We start from the raw sequence: 17781 nt of genomic DNA on the forward strand, positions 1-17781 counted from the left end.
GACACGCCCGCTGGGACGATCAAGTTGCTACCGACCAAGCTCACGCCATTGCTGAATGTCGGGGTGGTGTTGTAATCGCTCGTCGCTGTCGCGCTGCCGCCACCCAAGCTGTACGCATAGGTCGAGGCAATCGTGGTGCTGCCCGTCAAGGTCACGGTGTAGCTTAAGCTATTGCCTTCCACCACATTGTTGTCACCCACGCCTGGGGCACCTGGTTCCACCGTGCTGATGCTAGGTTGGTCATTGTCAATGATGCCGCCGGCACCGGTCACGCCACCGATCACCAATGGCAAACTTTCTGGGGAGGCACTGTCGACGATCGTGTCGTCGATCGTCGCCACCGTTACGGTGAAGCTAGACACGCCCGCTGGGACGATCAAGTTGCTACCGACCAAGCTCACGCCATTGCTGAATGTGGGAGTGGTGTTGTAGTCACTCGTTGCCGTGGCTGTACCGCCACCCAAGCTGTACGCATAGGTCGACGACACTGTTGTTATCCCAGACAAGGTAACCGAGTAAGTCAAGTCATTGCCTTCAACAACATTATTGTCGCCAACTCCAGGCTCTCCTGGCTCAACGACTATCACTGTCGGTTGGGTTGCCTCGGTAATTGTTCCAGTTCCAACAATTGCTGCCGAATTTTGAGACGTGGCAGCAGACAAGGTAATTGTTTCATTCGGTTCAACAATACCATCTTGAATTGCTAAAATCCTGACAAGAAAACTAGTCGCACCTGCTGGAACTTGAACGTTGGATCCAAGCGTATTCCAACTTGCACCGCCATCTGTCGAGTACTGCTGTGCTCCAGTGTCAACACCTATGATTGCCGAGCCAGATGCTGCATTCACATTGACCGTTGTTGCAAAATTACTCGCATTACTTAAACCGACGCTAAAAACTAAATTACCGCCTTCCGCTACGCTTGGGCTTGATACAGAAACAACCGTTGGAAAATCAGAATTATTACCACCGTCACCTGTACCATCATCATGAATAGTTGTCACAACATTGCTCGCTCCTAAGGCGGCATTAGTTGGGTTAGACAAAACCACTCTAAAGTTCTCAGCACCTTCAAATACCGTATCATTGGTGATGGCGACTGTAACTGTCTTACTAGTTTCCCCTGGTGCGAAAGTCACCGTACCTAATGCAGCAGCGTAATCACTACCTGCAATTGCGGTGCCGTTCGCGGTGGCATAATTCACGCTGACTGGAGCTGTGCTCACCGAACTTAATGTGATGGTATAGGTAACCGTTCCAATCGCTTCATTGACATCGGCTGGTCCTGCAATACTTACAGTTGGAATTGCACCATCGATAATCGTACCAGTACCAACCACAGGTGCAGTATTTTGCTCTGTGGCTGCCGCTAAAGTTAAGGTCTCATTACCTTCCAAAATCCCATCAATCACTGTTCCTATTCGCACTTGGAAGCTACTTGCTCCAGCGGGCACAGTCACTGAACCTGTCAAAGGATTCCAGCTGACGCCACCGTCAGTCGAATATTCCTGTCCCTCAGTATCAATACCCAAGGTCGCGGAGCCAGAAGCAGCCGCCACACTGACCGATGTGGATGTTGTACTCGTATTACTTAAACCAACTGTAAAAACTAAATTGCCACCCTCAGTAACGCTCGGACTGGAAACCGAGATCACTCGTGGAATATCATTCCCAGTACCAATTTCATCGTGAATCACTGTGTTCGCGACACCATTACCAATGGCAGCATTGGTTGGATTCGATAAGACCACTTGATAATTCTCGGCACCTTCGAATATGGTGTCATTGGTAATGGCTACAGTGATGGTTTTACTTGTCTCCCCTGGAGCGAACGTAACACTCCCGGCGACGGATGTGTAGTCGCTACCAGCCAAAGCAGTTCCATTCAAGGTACCATAATTAACACTTACCGCCGCGCTGCTTGCCGTGCTCAAACTAATCGTGTAAGTCACCGTGCCGATGGACTCATCCACATCACTTGGACCGCTAATACTAATTGAAGGTACCGTTCCGTCTAAAATCGTACCAATTCCACTCGCAGGGGCAGTATTTTGGTTGGTCGACGCAGATAAACTAATCGTCTCACTTCCTTCAGCAATACCATCGAGTATCGTTGCGACACGCACCAGAAAACTTGTAGAGCCTGCTGGCACGCCAACTGTGTCCGTCAAACTTGACCACGTTGCACCGCCATCCAACGATACTTCCTGCGCTCCTGTATCAACACCCAGAATTGCAGTCCCGGACGCAGCCGAAACACTCACTTGTGTGGTACTTGCACTGGCATTGCTCAGGCTCACAGTAAAGACTAAATTACCGCCTTCCGCTACGCTCGGACTAGAGACCGAAATTACACTTGGAATATCATTGTCAATACCACCCAATCCAGTTCCATCATCATTGATTGCCGTGGTCGTCGCGCTAGCTGTGCCTAAGACCGCGTTGTTTGGAGTCGACAATACGACTTGTAGGGTTTCTGTGCCCTCGTACACAGTGTCATTGGTGATGGCAACCGTGATAGTTTTACTGGTCTCGCCCGGTGCAAACGTCAAAGTACCGAATCCCGCTGCGTAATCACTACCAGCAAAAGCAGTACCATTTACAGTGGTGTAATTAACATTGACTGCTGCGGTACTCGCGGCACTTAAAGTGACTGTATAAGTTACCGTTCCAATCGATTCATTAACGACGCCAGGACCACTTAGACTAATTGTCGGTGTCACTGGATCAACGATAGTCGATTGTCCAAGAATCACATTGGTATTGGACGCCGTACTTGCCGCAAGCGAATAAGTTTCATTTCCCTCTGTCACACCATCGTTCGCTGTTGCAACGCGAACCAATACACTCGTCACACCAGCGGGCACAATAACGCTACCATTCAAAGGAGTGAAACTTACGCCCCCATCCACGGATACCAACTGCGTTGTTGTATCAACACCGACCGTCGCAGTTCCAGAGATCAAACTCAAATTTAAATTGATCGCTTCAGACGATGCACCGCTCAAACGAACTTCGAATTGATTGACACCCCCTTCGGTAATGCTCGAACCTGAGACCGATGCAACTTCAACCGACTGCGTTGCCGGTGCTGCAGCCGTGTCCGCTGGCGGAGCTGCTGGCGTTGTTTGGACGTCGCCAACCAAAGTCGTCGGCGTGACGTTTTCCGCAATACGATCGACGCGAACAAAACTATTCCCATCGCCAGCATCACCACCGCCTAAGCCGGCAGCAGTTTCTTCCAATAATTTATCGAGGCTATTTTCACCAATAACTGCATTGGTGACATTTTGTGGAGAGGCATCTGCTGGCAATAAAGCTGCGTTGGCAATCTCGGTTTGAGAGGGAGCAAACACACTGGCGTCTAACGTGACCGTTTCATTCTGACGCACAACATAGCTGTGACCGGAGTCGAAAGCCAATTCTACTTGCGCGCCCGATGCGGTGACAATCACATCTTTTTCCGTGACAACATCGCCTACTTTAAGTTGACGTTGAGCTCCGTCGGGCGACTTAACAATTGCTTGACCTTGGATCGCAACTACTTTGCCAATAATGTTTGTCGAATTTGCCATATTAAGTCTCCAGACGGATAAATTGAATATCCAGACTCTAACAAATTCGTTTCCCTAGGATAATTGTACTAAGGTACTAGAGAATTTTGATTTAACTATCTTTTACAAGAAGTGCAAGTTGAAGTCGATTTTTTAATTGCAATTTATCCAAAACTGCACCGACATGGGCTTTGACTGTGCGCTCAGTGATATGCATTTGGGTCGCAATTTCTTTATTGGTTAGTCCGACTGCGATCGCTTTTGCTACTTCTAGCTCTCGCCCGGTTAACAATTTTGACCAGGTTCCCAAGACTTTTTCTAATTTCTGCTCTTCAATCTCGTTCTGACCCAATAATTTTTGCATGATTGACTCGCCAATCCAGATCCCACCCTGCTCAACAACACTGGCAATATTCATCAAAACTTCCACGCCCGCATGGGTGTTGCAGTAGGCTTTTGCCAACATCGAAAAAACTGCAAGCGCCTCTAGATCATTTGGCATATCGCTCATCGCAATAATTCTCGCCTGATGCACTTTCTGCTTCACCTCTAACAACTGTGCTGCAATAGTTTGATTCGCGTGTAAATGGAGCCAAACAATCGTATTGTTTTTCTCGTCCACAATGACATTAGAAATCGGCAACGCCTTCACTGAGGGGAAGGCTTTTTTCAATGAACTGGGCATCTCCATTGAAGTGGAGCAAAATACGTGTTGAGTTAAACTGACTTGTTCAAACAATTTCATCACCTAGCGTTCCGTGAATGCTGTTTGTTTTGCGCGCAAAACGGGTTTCAACATATAGGAGAGTATCGTCTTCTTTCCAGTGATGATATCAACCTCAGCAACCATACCTGGAATAATTGGTTGTCCACCATCCAAAGTCGCCTTATCGGTAGACACACGAACTGTGTAAAAAGTATTCCCACGGTCATCTGTCACTGAATCAGCACCAATATGTTCAAGCTTGGCACTTAGACCGCCATAAGTAGCAAAGTCATATGCTGAAAACTTCACTACAGCTTTTTGACCAGGGACCAAGAACGCAATATCTTTAGGTGCGACTTTCGCCTCCAAAATCAATTTACCATCGCTTGGAACTACCTCAACCACATCTCTACCCGGCTGCACCACGCCACCAATCGTATTCACCAAAAGACGCTTAACCGTACCCCGTACCTGCGAACGAATTGCCGTCTGCTTCACTTTATCGGCCAAACCTGTCCCACTTTGTATGAGAGAGTTCAAACGTGCCATAGTCTCAGAAAGCTCTTTACTTGCATTATTTCGGACGGCCAATTCCACTTCTTGGATTTTTCTTGTTGCTTCATTCATCGCGGCTGCCGCGCGCGCAATCTGTGCTGCAGCGACATCACGTTCCCCCTTGAAACGAGAGACATCTCTTTCTAAGCGTAGAATTTCAACTTCAGAAACGGCCCCCGTACTCAAAAGTGGTTTTGTGACGTTCAATTCTTTCAGGCTCGATTCGTAGGCATTTGCCGCTTGTTTTTGCCGTGCAATTCCTTCAGCTTGTTCTTGACTGCGCTGCTCGTACTGTTGCCGTGCAATTGACACTTGCGCGTTCAATTCTGAAGTCGCTGTCTCATAAAGTTTTTGCTCTTCCTCAGCAGTCTTTGGATCTTCCGCCACGACTTCTGGAGGCGGCAAAAAAGCTTTTCCCTCCCCAATCGCTCTGAGACGGGCAGCTTTCGCTGTCAGCGATAGGTATACTGCACGATTCTCTTTCACTGAAGATTCAAAGCGGGTTGGATCAATTTGCAATAGAACCTGACCTTCGTTCACAACTTGGCCTTCTTTAACCAAGATGTCGGTTACGATCCCACCATCTAAGCTTGGATAAACTTGCAACTGCTGCAAAGGAATAACTTTTCCCTCGCCCTTGGTAATTTCATCGACATGAACAAGCGCGGACCAAGCAATAAATAAAAGCGCAAAAAACAAGACTGCTCGCAATAGGATGCGCGCACGCAAAGGCTCCTGCTGCGCAATAATGCTCTCTGCATCTCGCATAAAATCCGACTCGGGAAGTCGCGCATCGTCACGCCAATGTTGCAACCACCCCCCAGGTGTGATGCCAAGACGCAAACGCAGCCTCTCGAGTGCTGCAAGGAGCTTTAAACCAAAGCGTTGCCAAAATCTCATAGTTTCGCTCGTCCTATTTGACCAGTCTGCAAAGCGTGCATCACTTTATCACGCGGACCATCAGCGACAATCGTTCCATGATCCACGACGATAATACGCGTCGCTAAATCCATTAAACTTGGCCTATGGGTCACGATAATCATCGTTTTGTGCCTACCGTACCGTCCGATCCGCTCTTTAAATTGCGCCTCTGAAGGATAATCCATTGCACTCGTTGGCTCGTCCAGCAGCAACACAGGAGGATCTAACAAAGCAGCTCGGGCAATCGCGATACTCTGGCGTTGACCACCAGATATCGACTCGCCTCGTTCGCTTATTAGCATATCAAAGCCTTCAGGGTGCGCATTCACAAACTCCGTCAGCCCTGCCAACTCCGCCGCGGCAACCACCGCGCGGTCATCTGCATAAGGCGCACGAATCGTAATATTTTCCCGCAACGTCCCGTAGAACAACATCGAGTCCTGCTCGACATAGCCTAAGTTACGCCGCAAATCAGCGGGATCAAGCTGCCTCAGATCCACGTCATCTAGCAACACCGCACCTTTAGACGGTGCATACAAACCCAAAATCAATTTCTCCAAGGTCGACTTGCCCGAACCAATACGCCCAATAATGACGACATGCTCACCTTGTGCAATTTTGAAATTCACACCTCGCAACGCTTCTTCACTGCGACCTGGGTAGCTAAAATGGACATTACGAAACTCAATTTGCCCCTTAATTTCCGGCCTATGCACGAAAGCTGTTTCATCACTACGCTCTGTCGGGGTCGCCATAATTTTCTCTAGCGATGCGAGCGAGTTCTTGGCACCTTCAAATTGCAACATCAAACCAACTACTTGCGCAACTGGTGCCATCGCGCGTCCCGCGAGCATCGTTGATGCGATCAATCCACCCATCGACATCATCTTCTCTTGGATCAAATAAACACCAGCAACAACAACAGCCACATTCACTAGTTGTTGAATCGTTGACGCCCCATTCATACTCGACGACGATAGCAGCTTCAACTCAGAATTCACCTTGGCGAGAAACGCGGTTGTTTTCTCCCATTTCTCTTGCATTTGACTCTCAGCGCCATGCGCTTTAATCGTCTCTAACGCTGTTAGACTTTCGACTAAAGTTGAGTTTCTTAAAGCAGCAGCACGAAATGTTGTTTCTGATAATTCTCGCATTTTGTGCTGCACTGTGTAGCTGTAGATAACGACTAAAATGATACCGATTAATGGTAAGAGTGCGATTGGCCAAGCAATCCATACCAATGCAAATAAGAACAAAATCGCAAACGGCAGATCGATTAAAGCGGTGACTGTGGCGGATGCAATAAAATCACGAACAGCCTCGAACGACCGCAAATTCGACGCAAACGCACCGACCGAAGCTGGTCGCTCCGACATTCGCATACCCAAAACTCGCTCCATAATCATTCCGGAGAGCTTTAAATCGATACGATTGCTGACTAAATTAATAAAATGCCCCCGCAGCACTCGCACGACATAATCCAATATAAGGACGAGTGTGATCCCAATTGCAAAGACCCACAAAGTTTGAAATGCAAAATTTGGTACAACCCTGTCATACACGTTCATCGTGAACAAAGGCATTGCTAGTGCAAATACATTGATCAATAATGCGGCCGCTAAAATATCTTTAAAAATCGGGCTTTGCTCCAATACCGCGCCCCAAAACCAATGTTTCTGAGGCACAGACACCAGTGGTGGCGTTCGTCGATCGAAGCGGAAATGGGGGCGGGAAAAGATGGCGACACCCGTGTAACGCTCAGCAAGTTCAGTGCGTGACATACTGACTGCGCCTTGTCCAGAATCTGGCAACAATAACTGCGCATGTTCACCGTCTGCACTCCACGATTGCAATAGGCAGGCCTCATTATTCTTCAGTAGGAGAATGACAGGCATCAACGCAGTATCAATTTTGAATAACTCGCGTCGAACCACCTTAGCCGAAAAACCTGCATGCGCAGCGGCACGTGCAAACAATGAAGGCGTTAGGCCCGCTGCAGGAAGCGGCAAGCCAGCAGTTAATGCCGCACGTGTACTCGGGCGACCATGAATTCTCGTTAATTCAACCAAACAATCTAGCAAAGGATCACGATGCAATAAGTCTTCTCGAATACCAGATCCAAACCCGATATTGCTGGTAGGCCTGCTTTGTTGGGCAGATTGAGTATCTTGCTGAGTCATTCGTTATCCGCCATCTGAGGTCGTATCAAGAACATGTAAAAAAATCACAACTATACATATCAAGGTTCGCAGCTTCCATCCAAAACTATTCAGCACAACATGCTGCGCGCTAACAAATTAAGGACAAATGCGCTGTTCTAGTTGATTTTACAATAAGGGTAAATTTCCCGAAAGGAAATTTACCCTTAAAGTCAGCGTCTTTACAATTCTTAACGAATTTACACGAATGCAGTCAGAGGGTACGACTTATTTTAACCAGCCGCGGTGTTTGAAATACCAAAATGGCGTGATTGCAGAAATCAGCATGAGTCCGAGTGCAAATGGATAACCAAAACTCCACTCCAACTCAGGGAACCACACTTTAAAGTTCATCCCGTAAATACTCGCAATCAAAGTCGGCGGTAAAAAAGCAACGGAGGCAACCGAGAATATCTTAATAATTTTATTCTGATTAATATTAATAAAACCGACCGTCGCATCCATCAAGAAGTTGATCTTATCAAACAAAAACGACGTATGACCATCTAAGGATTCGATATCACGCAAAATCTGCCGAGCCTCTTCAAATTGCTCCGCATTCAACAGTCTTCCGCGCATCAAAAAACTAACAGCTCGCCGCGTATCCATCATATTTCTACGAATCCGACCATTCAAATCCTCCTCCTGTGCAATCGCATTCAATGCAACTGCAGCATCTTGATCTGAAAAATCTTTTTGCAATACCGCTCTACTGACATCCTCTAGATTTTGATAAATACCTTCTAGCGCATCAGCTGAATACTCAGCATCCGTCGCATACAAGTCCATCAATACATCTTTATAGTCGGCAATTGATCCGGGTCGCGAACGCGCACGCATTCTGACCAATCTGAAAACAGGCAAATCCACAGTGTGGACAGAAAACAAAATTTCTCTTGCCAAAATAAAGGCAACTGTCACCGTACGCGCTGGCTCGTCATCGTCGTCGTCATCAATTAAGAAATCTGTCCGCAAATGCAGATCACCATTATCCGCTTCGTAGTAACGCGCTGAGGCTTCAATATCTTTTACCTCATCCTCGCCAGGCAAGGTCACTCCATAAATTCCTTTAACCCATTCGCGCTCTTCTTCATTCGGATCGGTCAAATCTACCCACACAGGCAGAGTATTTTCCAAGTCCTCACGACTTTCAATGTGGATTTGACTCAACCGACCATTGTGCAAAACAAAAACATTAATCATGCCAACCCCTTGCTCGCTATGGCAACTCTGATGAGTTCATGCGGCGTAAAATAATCTCACTGCGCTTTTGCAAATAAGCGGAGCCCGTGTTCTTATCGTAATATCGCGGTTTCGGTAACATCACTGCCATTTTCGCAGCCTGCGCTGCGGACAGTTTTGCAGCACTGATGCCAAAGTAGTGTTGCGCAGCCGCTTCAGCACCAAACACACCAACACCCCACTCCACCACATTCAAATAAATTTCTAGGATGCGCTCTTTATCCATGCACATCTCTAACATAAAGGTAATGATCAATTCCTGCCCTTTACGCAAATAACTGCGCTCACCCGACAAGAACAAATTTTTCGCTAACTGCTGAGTAATTGTCGAACCGCCTGAAACCACTTTACCTTTCTTCTTGTTTTTTTCAAATGCCTTTTGCATTGCATCCCAATCGACCCCGTCATGCTCAGAAAATCCATCGTCTTCTGACGCGATTACCGCCCGTTTAAGATTTTTTGAAATTTTCGAATAACTTACCCACTTTTGCTGCAGTTGAAATTGAGGATTTTTCTCGCGTAAAACTTCGTCTTGATGACGCATAAAACTTGTCGAAGTAGGATTGAAACTACGCCACCAAACAATTTGCACAAGAAAGTACATCTGAACCAACAAAAACAAACTTATTGGAAGCACAATCAACCACATAAAGAGTCGCTTTTTCATCGTTAGACTCCTACTCTTGGGCGCAAAGCATTGATCACTTTGAGCGTTTCAGGTCGAATCCCCCGCCATATCCAAAATGCTTCCGCAGCTTGTTCTACCAGCATCCCCAAACCATCGCGAATTTGCGCGCCAGCCAGAGTAGCAAACTGATTAAAAGGCGTCACCTGATCACCATACATCATGTCATACGCAAGACATCTGTCCGCAAAGATGCTGGCGGAAATCGGCGGCAAATCACCATGTAAACTCGCCGAAGTTGCATTAATCACGACGTCATAGTTCCCATTTAGCTGTTCCCAACTCAAGGCCTGCATCGGTATCGGTGCGCCTCCCGAAATCTCTCGCTTGGCGAGATTGATCAAATCCTCAGCTTTCTGCTTGGTACGATTGGCGATGTCGAGACGTACTGGATTTTGTTCCAACAAAGGCAAGATTGCACCGCGTGCAGCACCACCTGCCCCCAACAGCAACACCCGACACCCAGCAATCGGGCATCGTGCGTTCAACACGATATCGCGAACCAGACCTGCACCGTCCGTATTGTCACCTACAATTTTGCCCTCGCGAAAAGACAATGTATTGACAGCTCCCGCCATTCGCGCACGCTCACTCAACACGTCAGCCAGTTGAAACGCCTCTATTTTAAATGGCACTGTCACGTTTGCGCCCAAACCACCAGATTCAGCAAATTGATGGATCGATTGCGCAAAGCCATTTAACGGAGCAAGATACTTTCGATAATCTAAATTTTGTCCTGTCTGCTCAGCAAATAGCGCATGAATAATAGGCGATTTACTGTGCTGAATCGGATTGCCGAACACACCATATTGGTCAGGCAGACTCATTGCTGCCCCCCACGCATCTCTGTCTCAAGTTGTTGATCCCGCGTAAATTTGAATCGCGTAATGACAATCCAAATGTCGTCCTTATCTTTGGATCGCATATTCGGGGGAAAACTTCCAAATGGCGCAGCTTTCCTGACAATTTTAAGCGCGGCCGAATCTAACGCCGCGTTGCCAGAAGTCTTTTCCACTTTGGGGCCACCAGCTTTTTCATAAATCGTTCCATCCTGAAAAATCGGAATATAGATGATCACCTCACCATACATCTTCTTTCCGTTAAATTGAGGAAAATTAATGGTGCCGATCTCTTCTATCTTTTTTTGCAAAGCTTTGTAATAAATCGCATGTCCCACCGCCTGTGTACTTGGCGATAAAAACGTCTTCCTCGGGCGTTTATTTTGATCTTCTATCGTCTGCGAGATCTCTGCAATCGAACGCGCCAAGATCTTACTACTGTCGGTTTGATCCCTACCGTTTTCGGTTTGCTGGTTATCTTCAAGTTGTTTTTTATCGAGAACTCTTTGTGATTTAAATCGAGTTTCATTACGCACTTGATCTATCAATTGCTTCTGACGCTCTTCAAGTTCTTCGATTTTTTTCTGTGCAACTTGGACACTATCACCATCTTCACTACGACGCATATCTGGTAGTGGTGACTTCGAACGCCCTTCATCATTGGCGCCGCCACCATCTAGGTTGACCTGCGCCAAGGCTTGGGCTTGCATTGGACGTTTCGCATGTTTGGCATTAACAAGAATGATTTCCAAACCAGAATCCTCAACCGCCACTGTGTCGGCCTTGGGCAAAACAAAGTGCACCATCAATAAAATGGTATGGAAAAGTACAGAGACCAAGATCGCTGCGCTTAATATTAAATTATCAAGAATAAGCTTCACAAATTGCGTTCCTCATTGCACTTCTACTTCATTCTGTGTCCATGCCATCCAGCCAAGATACTCGTTCTACCCTGAGTGCCGCCTGAAACAACTTTAGCTAGAAGTGTTCTCATCATCTGCTGCATCTGCAACCGAATTTGACTCCTGAATCGGGCCCAAATTCTGCATCGCTTCAGATTCTGAAATCGTTGGTGTCGTCGTCAAGGTCTCTGTCGATTCATGTCCTTCCACTCCGGGCGGATCTTCTGGTGCTTCCTCCAGATCGTCCTCCGTAACCGTACTGAGCATTTCCAAGACGCGAACTTCGATACTCAAATCCAGCTCATCCCATCGAATCACTTCAAGACGAACCTGGGCTCCGCGCGCCATCTGTGGCATCCCAGGCAAGCGAATAATCAATGGAATCTCGAGCAAACGCAAGACTTCCTCTTTTAAAACAACAGCGTCAAATTGTTGTCTTTGCTCTTGTCCGATCCAGCGCAAGCACCAATATCGTTCCATATTGGTTTGAAATTCAGCATAGGCTGCATACGCAGCCTCAAACCCCGATACGATGGCAAATAAATCGGCATCTTTAGGTTTAAATGGTGCGACCAACGCAGCGGTGACGCCATGTTGTATGCATGCGATGATTTGCCATTGATTCACCAAATCGGTATAACGTCGCAAGGGAGAGGTGCTCCACGCATATTGATCTACTCCCAATCCTTGGTGGGGTGCCGCGTGCGTTAACATCCGAACTTGCATTTTGGCAGCCCAACCACCACTACCGCCACCTTGTGCTCTGTAGATACCCGGAATACCATGATCAGCCAACAGTTTTCCCCATGTGCTATTCGCTAATATCATGAGCTCTGCGACGATTTTATCAAGAGGTGCTCCGCGTTTGCGTCGCACAATACTGACGACATCATCTTCAACATAAAAATTAAAATCAACACGGTTTGTCTGTTCTGGTTTTAGACCAAAACTTTCGCGTTTTACCATCCGTCCAGCTTCCAAGACCTGGGCCCACTTCCACAACAAAGCAATATCCTCTTTGTGTGGATAGTCGCCTGCACTGTTTGCCAGATTTTCCTCCGTGACCAAAGAATCAAGATCGTTATGGCGAAGATTCGCATTCATCGGAATCGCTTCAAGCTTGCTCTCGCTTGCTTTGATTGCCCAATCATCCGTATTCAATGTGACATATAAAGACACCGCTGGTCGTGTTTGCCCGGCCCCAAGTGTGTAAATATCGACCAACTCGTCCGGCAACATTGTTATTTTGTCGCCTGGCATATATACCGTTGACATTCGACTGCGCGCAATCAGGTCTAATCCGTCGTTACGCTGAATTCCCAAAGCGGGCGCAGCAATATGAATACCCACTTTAACCGTACTTGCATCAATATGCGTTATCGAAAACGCGTCATCAATTTCAGTCGTCGTCACATCATCAATTGAAAATGCACGCACATCGGCAACTGGTAAATTTTGTGGCAAGCTTGGCATGGGGGTCGAAGGAAAGCCCGATCCCTTTGGAAAATATTCCAACAAAAACTTAGAAAGATGAAAGTGCTTGGCATTGGTTAATCCGCCAGTCGCTAACATCAATCGCGCAGCGTTCATCTGTAACACGCTACAGGCCTCGACTAAAGCTTTGTATTCAATACTATTTTTATCTGGCTTAAAAAGTAGCTGCAAGCCGAGATTTTTGAAGGCATCTGGCAAACGAAGCTGCTTTAATTCTTCAACGTAAGCTGCTTGAATCACCGCCTGCTGCTTCTTCTTTTCGATACCTGCGAGTGCTGCCTTTAGTGCAGCCTCAGGTGCTGCTTTGTAACGCCCACGTCCTTTCTTATAGAAGTAAAATGGCGCACCGTGCAACGCGAAGAGTAAGCTAGCCGCTTCGACAGCTTGTGGAGCATGTCCAAAATACTCGGCTCCTAGTTCGACAAATTCAAATTCATCCTGTCCAGCGACTTCCCACAAAAACTCCAAATCAATATCTGCAGCTTGTTGCTTTGCCGACTCCAACAATTCCGCTGCGGCTGGACTGCTAAAGTGTAGTAACACATCCTTTGATTTCACTTTAGTGCGTTTACCACTCGGTAGTTCGACCTGAAAAGCCTCTCCAGCCTGCGATAAAACACTACCTGCTTTGAAATCACCGGATTCTTCAAAAAATAAATTCATTCTATGTTTTTCTTTCATTGAGGCGCACTGAGACGCACATCAGACACTTGCAATATTTTCCATCGAGGTAAACTACGAATGGATGCCTCACACCTTGTTCATCGCCACCCACTATAAATGATCTATGTCAGGCAGGAAAACCTCGGTCACTAACAGAGGTGAGCCAAGTCGCGTGAATATCGATCGCCTTGCCCATAAGTGTGGAACGGGCGATTGAATTAAATCCAAACTCAAAATCCTCTTCACCAAAGGATGCCTCGCGTGTAGGCGTGCGTAAAATAATGCACCGCGCTTTACTTTTGGATCATTAAACAAGGTGGTACCGAGCGATCGATTTCCCAAACTCGCGAACAAAGGCCACTGCTTCGCATTCGCTATCAATGGCAGGATGGTATGCGCATAGACGACAGGAACATCATCGCAGCACAACAAAACTTCGCGGGCAGTCACTTGCAGAGTTCGTTGCAGACGAATCTCGGCATATTCATCGGCTAAACATTTGGCACGCCCTTGTGATAACCGATGCACTCGAAACTGTTCAGAATGTGCCATCAGTCGTGCAGTCAATGAATCACGATTCGACAACCAGTCCGCAATTTTTTGTGGAGCTTGAACGCCATTGATATGTCGATGCCAATGCGCAACTGATGGCGTCACTTTTACCCTATTTGTCCGCATCGCAAAACGCCAAAATCTGTTCTAAATAATCTGGGAATTCACTAATACCGTGATCACTCCCTTGGATGATCAACTGCTGAGCCTGCGCATAATGCATCTGCATTTCACGCCAATCTAGAACTTCATCTCCGGTAGCAGCGATCAATAAATACCGCTTTGGTAGTGTAATCTGCTCAACTTCAAATTGTTTGAGTTCTTCGAGATATTCTTCCTTGAATTCAAATAATTCTTCGCTGTGATAAGCCGTTTGCATACCGACATATTTTTCTAAATCGCGTGGCGGTTTTACAGCAGGATTGAGCAATATCGCTTTACAGTCATTTTTTTCCGCCAAAAAATTCGCATAATATCCGCCCAATGAAGAGCCGATGATCGTGCATTTTTCTAGCGGCTTTTCATCGATCAAAGTCTGGGCCAGTTCGATCGCCAACTTGGGGGACGCCGGGAGCTGTGGGCATGCAAATTCGTTGTTTCTCCCCAATGCAAGAAAGTGCGCGGCAAGGACTTGCGCTTTATATGAAGCGGGTGAGGATCGAAAACCGTGCAAATACAATATCATTGTGAACCGCGACTAAATCACTGCGTTAAATTTCTTTTCAAGTGCATTCAGAATTAACTGATGTACCCCACCAAATCCACCATTACTCATTACCAACACCGTATCACCAGGTATGGCATCAAGCACAATGGCATTCACTAGTTCGCTTAGCACATGATGCGTCGCCACGCGCGAGCCGAGCTCCTGAAAAGTTGAGGCAAGATCCCAACCGATTGCATCTTTCCCCTCCTGCGCACCAAACACATACGCCTTATCTGCCGCGGAAAGACTCGCCGGTAAAGCCTGTTTTATCGCCCCCATCTTCATGGTATTTGAACGTGGCTCGAGAACAGCCAAGATACGCCCCTTGCCAACTTGCCGGCGCAAGCCTTCAAGAGTGGTCGCAATTGCGGTAGGGTGATGTGCAAAGTCGTCGATCACGCAAATGCCGGCGACTTCGCCGCGCTTCTCCATGCGCCTCTTCACATTCACAAAGCGAGCCAGCGCTTCAATTGCAAGCTGCGGCGCCACTCCAACATGACGTGCCGCTGCAATCGCAGCGATTGCATTCATCCGATTGTGCGCACCGTTTAGTTGCCATGCGACGACACCCTGTGATTGTCCCCGGAAAAAAACCTCAAAATCCTCATTTTCCTGCAATCTAAAATACCAATCAGTCTGATCATCCCCATCAGAAAAAGCTTCCTTTTCACTCCAACACCCACGCGCAATCACATTCCGCAAGGTCTGCTCTTTTGCATTCACAATTAAGCGCCCAATACGAGGAACAGTTCGAACGAGATGATGGAATTGCGTTTCAATTGCACCAATATCGGGAAAAATATCCGCGTGGTCATATTCAAGGTTATTCAGAATCGCCGTCTTTGCGTGGTAATGAACAAACTTGCTACGCTTATCAAAAAATGCCGTGTCATACTCATCTGCCTCGATGACGAAGAAATCCGAGGCATGATGAGTTTCTTTTTGCGCCCCCCCGACATCACCGCTTCGACCTGATAAACGAGCCGAAACACCAAAATTCAGCGGAACCCCTCCGATTAAAAAACCAGGAGAATAACCCGCATACTCCAAAATCCAAGCCAACATTGACGATGTTGTTGTCTTACCATGGGTTCCAGCGACGGCCAACACCCACTTATCCCGAAGCAATTGCTCACCTATCCATTGCGGCCCAGAAACATAACGTAAGCCGCGATCGAGTATCGCTTCCATCAACGGATTTCCGCGAGACACCACATTTCCTATGACGTAAAGATCCGGATTTAACTCAAGTTGCGAAGGATCAAAGCCCTCGATCAAACTAATTCCTTGCGACTCGAGCTGAGTACTCATCGGTGGATAGACATTCGCGTCACACCCCGTCACAGTGTGACCCGCCTGTTTTGCTAACACAGCGAGTCCACCCATAAACGTACCGCAAATGCCTAAAATGTGAATATGCATATTACTCTGACTACTTTCAAGTGAATTTAGGATCAGTGCCCTGCTGTTGAGCTTTTTAGATCGCTGATTTGATCATTTTTCAACAGCGACCGCAATTCTACCTGAGACACGCTACTTCGCCGAATACGATATGATAGAAGGATGACGAATTTTAATTTTAGCGAGGGTGATCAAATCACCCATCTTCGAAACGAGATTGCCTCACTTGCTGCGAAAATGATCGCTGAGGAAGGGGCTGAATATGGCACAGCAAAAAAAAGAGCCGCCAAACAATTACTAGGAAATCAACGCATTAATGGGAATATTCTTCCCAGCAATGAGGAGATTGAACAAGAAGTCCGCAGCTATCAGGCTTTGTTTTTTGCAGATACACAGCCGGCACGGCTACAGCAATTGCGACGTTTGGCTGCAGAACTGATGAGTGAACTAAAGCAATTCAATCCCTACTTGATTGGTGCCGTTTTTAACGGAACTGCTGGAGAGCATTCAGACATTTATTTGCAGCTCTACACTGACAACGCGAAAGACGTCGCCATTTACTTGTTAAATCTCGGCATCAATTACGAAGTATCAGAGCATCAAACCAAGCGTGGAGAACCAATAGAGACGCTAAGTTTCTTGCACAAAGACGAAGGCGTCCATTTAATGATCCATAGCTTAGATGACTTAAGGCATACGGACAAAAAAGAACGCACAAACCTCACCGGCTTGGAAAACCTCATTGGAAAAGAGAATGAAAAATAAAACATTTACAATTTCAGCTTTAATTATTGCGGCCGTTTTTACCGCAGCGGGCTTAAGCCTAGGTGCAAAAAAATATGAACCTGTACCAGCGACGGATAGCGCAGCAAAGCAATTTTTTTCTTTGACCCTCAACGATCTCGAGGCGAAACCGCAGCCAATGAAACAATGGCAAGGAAAATTTCTCGTGGTTAATTTTTGGGCAACCTGGTGTAAACCATGTGTCGAAGAAATGCCAGAGCTCAAACAGTTGCAAGCAGACCTGAAAAATAATAACGTGCAACTTATTGGAATGGGAATTGATACTCCATCGAATATGCAAGAATTTGCAAAAAAATATCAAATTAGCTACCCCTTATACGCCGCAGGAATGGATGGAACCAGCGTATCACAGCAAATGGGAAACAAAGCAGGCGGCTTACCATTTACGGCCTTGATTTCCGAGGATGGCAAAGTGATCAAAACCTACAGCGGTCGCCTTAAAATGCCAGAATTACGTGCCGACATCACACGACTTAATAAGAAATCTTAAAAAGAAAGATGATTTTTACTTGCCAATTAGTGGCAAATAACGGCAAAATGCATGCAAATCGACAATCTC

The 17781-nt window shown here is 46.8% G+C and carries 14 protein-coding genes; 2 read left to right on the plus strand and 12 right to left on the minus strand.

Features of this window, described 5'->3' with window-relative positions; all coding sequences use genetic code 11:
- The 12 genes from KDM90_RS04925 to mpl all read right to left on the minus strand — a co-directional run.
- The coding region (locus KDM90_RS04925) for a beta strand repeat-containing protein (protein ID WP_212674507.1) at positions 1 to 3575 on the minus strand (3575 nt) is incomplete at its 3' end.
- 91 nt (positions 3576 to 3666) lie between these two features.
- Positions 3667 to 4299, minus strand: coding sequence for a response regulator transcription factor (locus KDM90_RS04930; protein WP_212674508.1), 633 nt, complete (start codon positions 4297 to 4299; stop codon positions 3667 to 3669).
- 3 nt (positions 4300 to 4302) lie between these two features.
- Positions 4303 to 5715, minus strand: a complete 1413-nt coding sequence (locus KDM90_RS04935; protein ID WP_212674509.1) for an HlyD family type I secretion periplasmic adaptor subunit — start codon at positions 5713 to 5715, stop codon at positions 4303 to 4305.
- Positions 5712 to 7916, minus strand: a complete 2205-nt coding sequence (locus tag KDM90_RS04940; RefSeq protein WP_212674510.1) for a type I secretion system permease/ATPase — start codon at positions 7914 to 7916, stop codon at positions 5712 to 5714. The genes KDM90_RS04935 and KDM90_RS04940 overlap by 4 nt, the downstream gene beginning before the upstream one ends.
- Positions 7917 to 8162: 246 nt before the next feature.
- Positions 8163 to 9137, minus strand: coding sequence for a magnesium/cobalt transporter CorA (gene corA / locus KDM90_RS04945; protein ID WP_212674511.1), 975 nt, complete (start codon positions 9135 to 9137; stop codon positions 8163 to 8165).
- 16 nt (positions 9138 to 9153) lie between these two features.
- Positions 9154 to 9843 carry a monofunctional biosynthetic peptidoglycan transglycosylase gene (gene mtgA, locus KDM90_RS04950; protein ID WP_212674512.1) on the minus strand — a complete coding sequence of 230 codons (690 nt, stop codon included), beginning with the start codon at positions 9841 to 9843 and terminating at the stop codon, positions 9154 to 9156.
- A 2-nt stretch (positions 9844 to 9845) separates the two neighbouring features.
- Positions 9846 to 10688 carry a shikimate dehydrogenase gene (gene aroE, locus KDM90_RS04955; protein WP_212674513.1) on the minus strand — a complete coding sequence of 281 codons (843 nt, stop codon included), beginning with the start codon at positions 10686 to 10688 and terminating at the stop codon, positions 9846 to 9848.
- Positions 10685 to 11581 (minus strand): energy transducer TonB family protein, encoded by an 897-nt coding sequence (locus KDM90_RS04960; RefSeq protein ID WP_329605296.1) that lies wholly within the window; start codon positions 11579 to 11581, stop codon positions 10685 to 10687. Before KDM90_RS04960 ends, aroE begins: the two co-directional genes overlap by 4 nt.
- Positions 11582 to 11674: 93 nt before the next feature.
- Positions 11675 to 13759, minus strand: a complete 2085-nt coding sequence (locus KDM90_RS04965) for a ribonuclease catalytic domain-containing protein (RefSeq protein ID WP_212674514.1) — start codon at positions 13757 to 13759, stop codon at positions 11675 to 11677.
- Between the two features lie 111 nt (positions 13760 to 13870).
- Positions 13871 to 14437, minus strand: a complete 567-nt coding sequence (locus KDM90_RS04970) for a chorismate--pyruvate lyase family protein (protein WP_212674515.1) — start codon at positions 14435 to 14437, stop codon at positions 13871 to 13873.
- Positions 14424 to 14996, minus strand: a complete 573-nt coding sequence (locus tag KDM90_RS04975; RefSeq protein ID WP_212674516.1) for a YqiA/YcfP family alpha/beta fold hydrolase — start codon at positions 14994 to 14996, stop codon at positions 14424 to 14426. Before KDM90_RS04975 ends, KDM90_RS04970 begins: the two co-directional genes overlap by 14 nt.
- A 12-nt stretch (positions 14997 to 15008) precedes the next feature.
- Positions 15009 to 16439 (minus strand): UDP-N-acetylmuramate:L-alanyl-gamma-D-glutamyl-meso-diaminopimelate ligase, encoded by a 1431-nt coding sequence (mpl, locus tag KDM90_RS04980; RefSeq protein WP_212674517.1) that lies wholly within the window; start codon positions 16437 to 16439, stop codon positions 15009 to 15011.
- A gap of 141 nt (positions 16440 to 16580) precedes the next feature.
- On the opposite strand from mpl, the gene KDM90_RS04985 reads away from it, so the two are divergent.
- Complete coding sequence (locus tag KDM90_RS04985) at positions 16581 to 17183, plus strand: hypothetical protein (RefSeq protein WP_212674518.1); 603 nt, start codon at positions 16581 to 16583, stop codon at positions 17181 to 17183.
- The gene (locus KDM90_RS04990) at positions 17173 to 17712 is read left to right on the plus strand and encodes a TlpA family protein disulfide reductase (protein ID WP_212674519.1); all 540 of its coding nucleotides are present in this window, start codon (positions 17173 to 17175) and stop codon (positions 17710 to 17712) included. Before KDM90_RS04985 ends, KDM90_RS04990 begins: the two co-directional genes overlap by 11 nt.
- Positions 17713 to 17781 lie beyond the last annotated feature (69 nt).

This window comes from Affinundibacterium fentianense, assembly GCF_018139545.1.
In the GTDB taxonomy this organism is placed as follows: Bacteria; Pseudomonadota; Gammaproteobacteria; order Burkholderiales; family Burkholderiaceae_D; genus Undibacterium; species Undibacterium fentianense.

Excerpts from the sequence above, each read along its gene's own strand:
- KDM90_RS04990 (WP_212674519.1), top strand. The coding sequence starts at position 17,173 with ATGAAAAATAAAACATTTACAATTTCAGCTTTAATTATTGCGGCCGTT.
- KDM90_RS04940 (WP_212674510.1), bottom strand. The coding sequence starts at position 7,916 with ATGACTCAGCAAGATACTCAATCTGCCCAACAAAGCAGGCCTACCAGC.
- KDM90_RS04965 (WP_212674514.1), bottom strand. The coding sequence starts at position 13,759 with ATGAATTTATTTTTTGAAGAATCCGGTGATTTCAAAGCAGGTAGTGTT.
- mtgA (WP_212674512.1), bottom strand. The coding sequence starts at position 9,843 with ATGAAAAAGCGACTCTTTATGTGGTTGATTGTGCTTCCAATAAGTTTG.
- KDM90_RS04930 (WP_212674508.1), bottom strand. The coding sequence starts at position 4,299 with ATGAAATTGTTTGAACAAGTCAGTTTAACTCAACACGTATTTTGCTCC.
- KDM90_RS04985 (WP_212674518.1), top strand. The coding sequence starts at position 16,581 with ATGACGAATTTTAATTTTAGCGAGGGTGATCAAATCACCCATCTTCGA.
- corA (WP_212674511.1), bottom strand. The coding sequence starts at position 9,137 with ATGATTAATGTTTTTGTTTTGCACAATGGTCGGTTGAGTCAAATCCAC.
- aroE (WP_212674513.1), bottom strand. The coding sequence starts at position 10,688 with ATGAGTCTGCCTGACCAATATGGTGTGTTCGGCAATCCGATTCAGCAC.
- mpl (WP_212674517.1), bottom strand. The coding sequence starts at position 16,439 with ATGCATATTCACATTTTAGGCATTTGCGGTACGTTTATGGGTGGACTC.
- KDM90_RS04975 (WP_212674516.1), bottom strand. The coding sequence starts at position 14,996 with ATGATATTGTATTTGCACGGTTTTCGATCCTCACCCGCTTCATATAAA.
- KDM90_RS04970 (WP_212674515.1), bottom strand. The coding sequence starts at position 14,437 with ATGCGGACAAATAGGGTAAAAGTGACGCCATCAGTTGCGCATTGGCAT.
- KDM90_RS04935 (WP_212674509.1), bottom strand. The coding sequence starts at position 5,715 with ATGAGATTTTGGCAACGCTTTGGTTTAAAGCTCCTTGCAGCACTCGAG.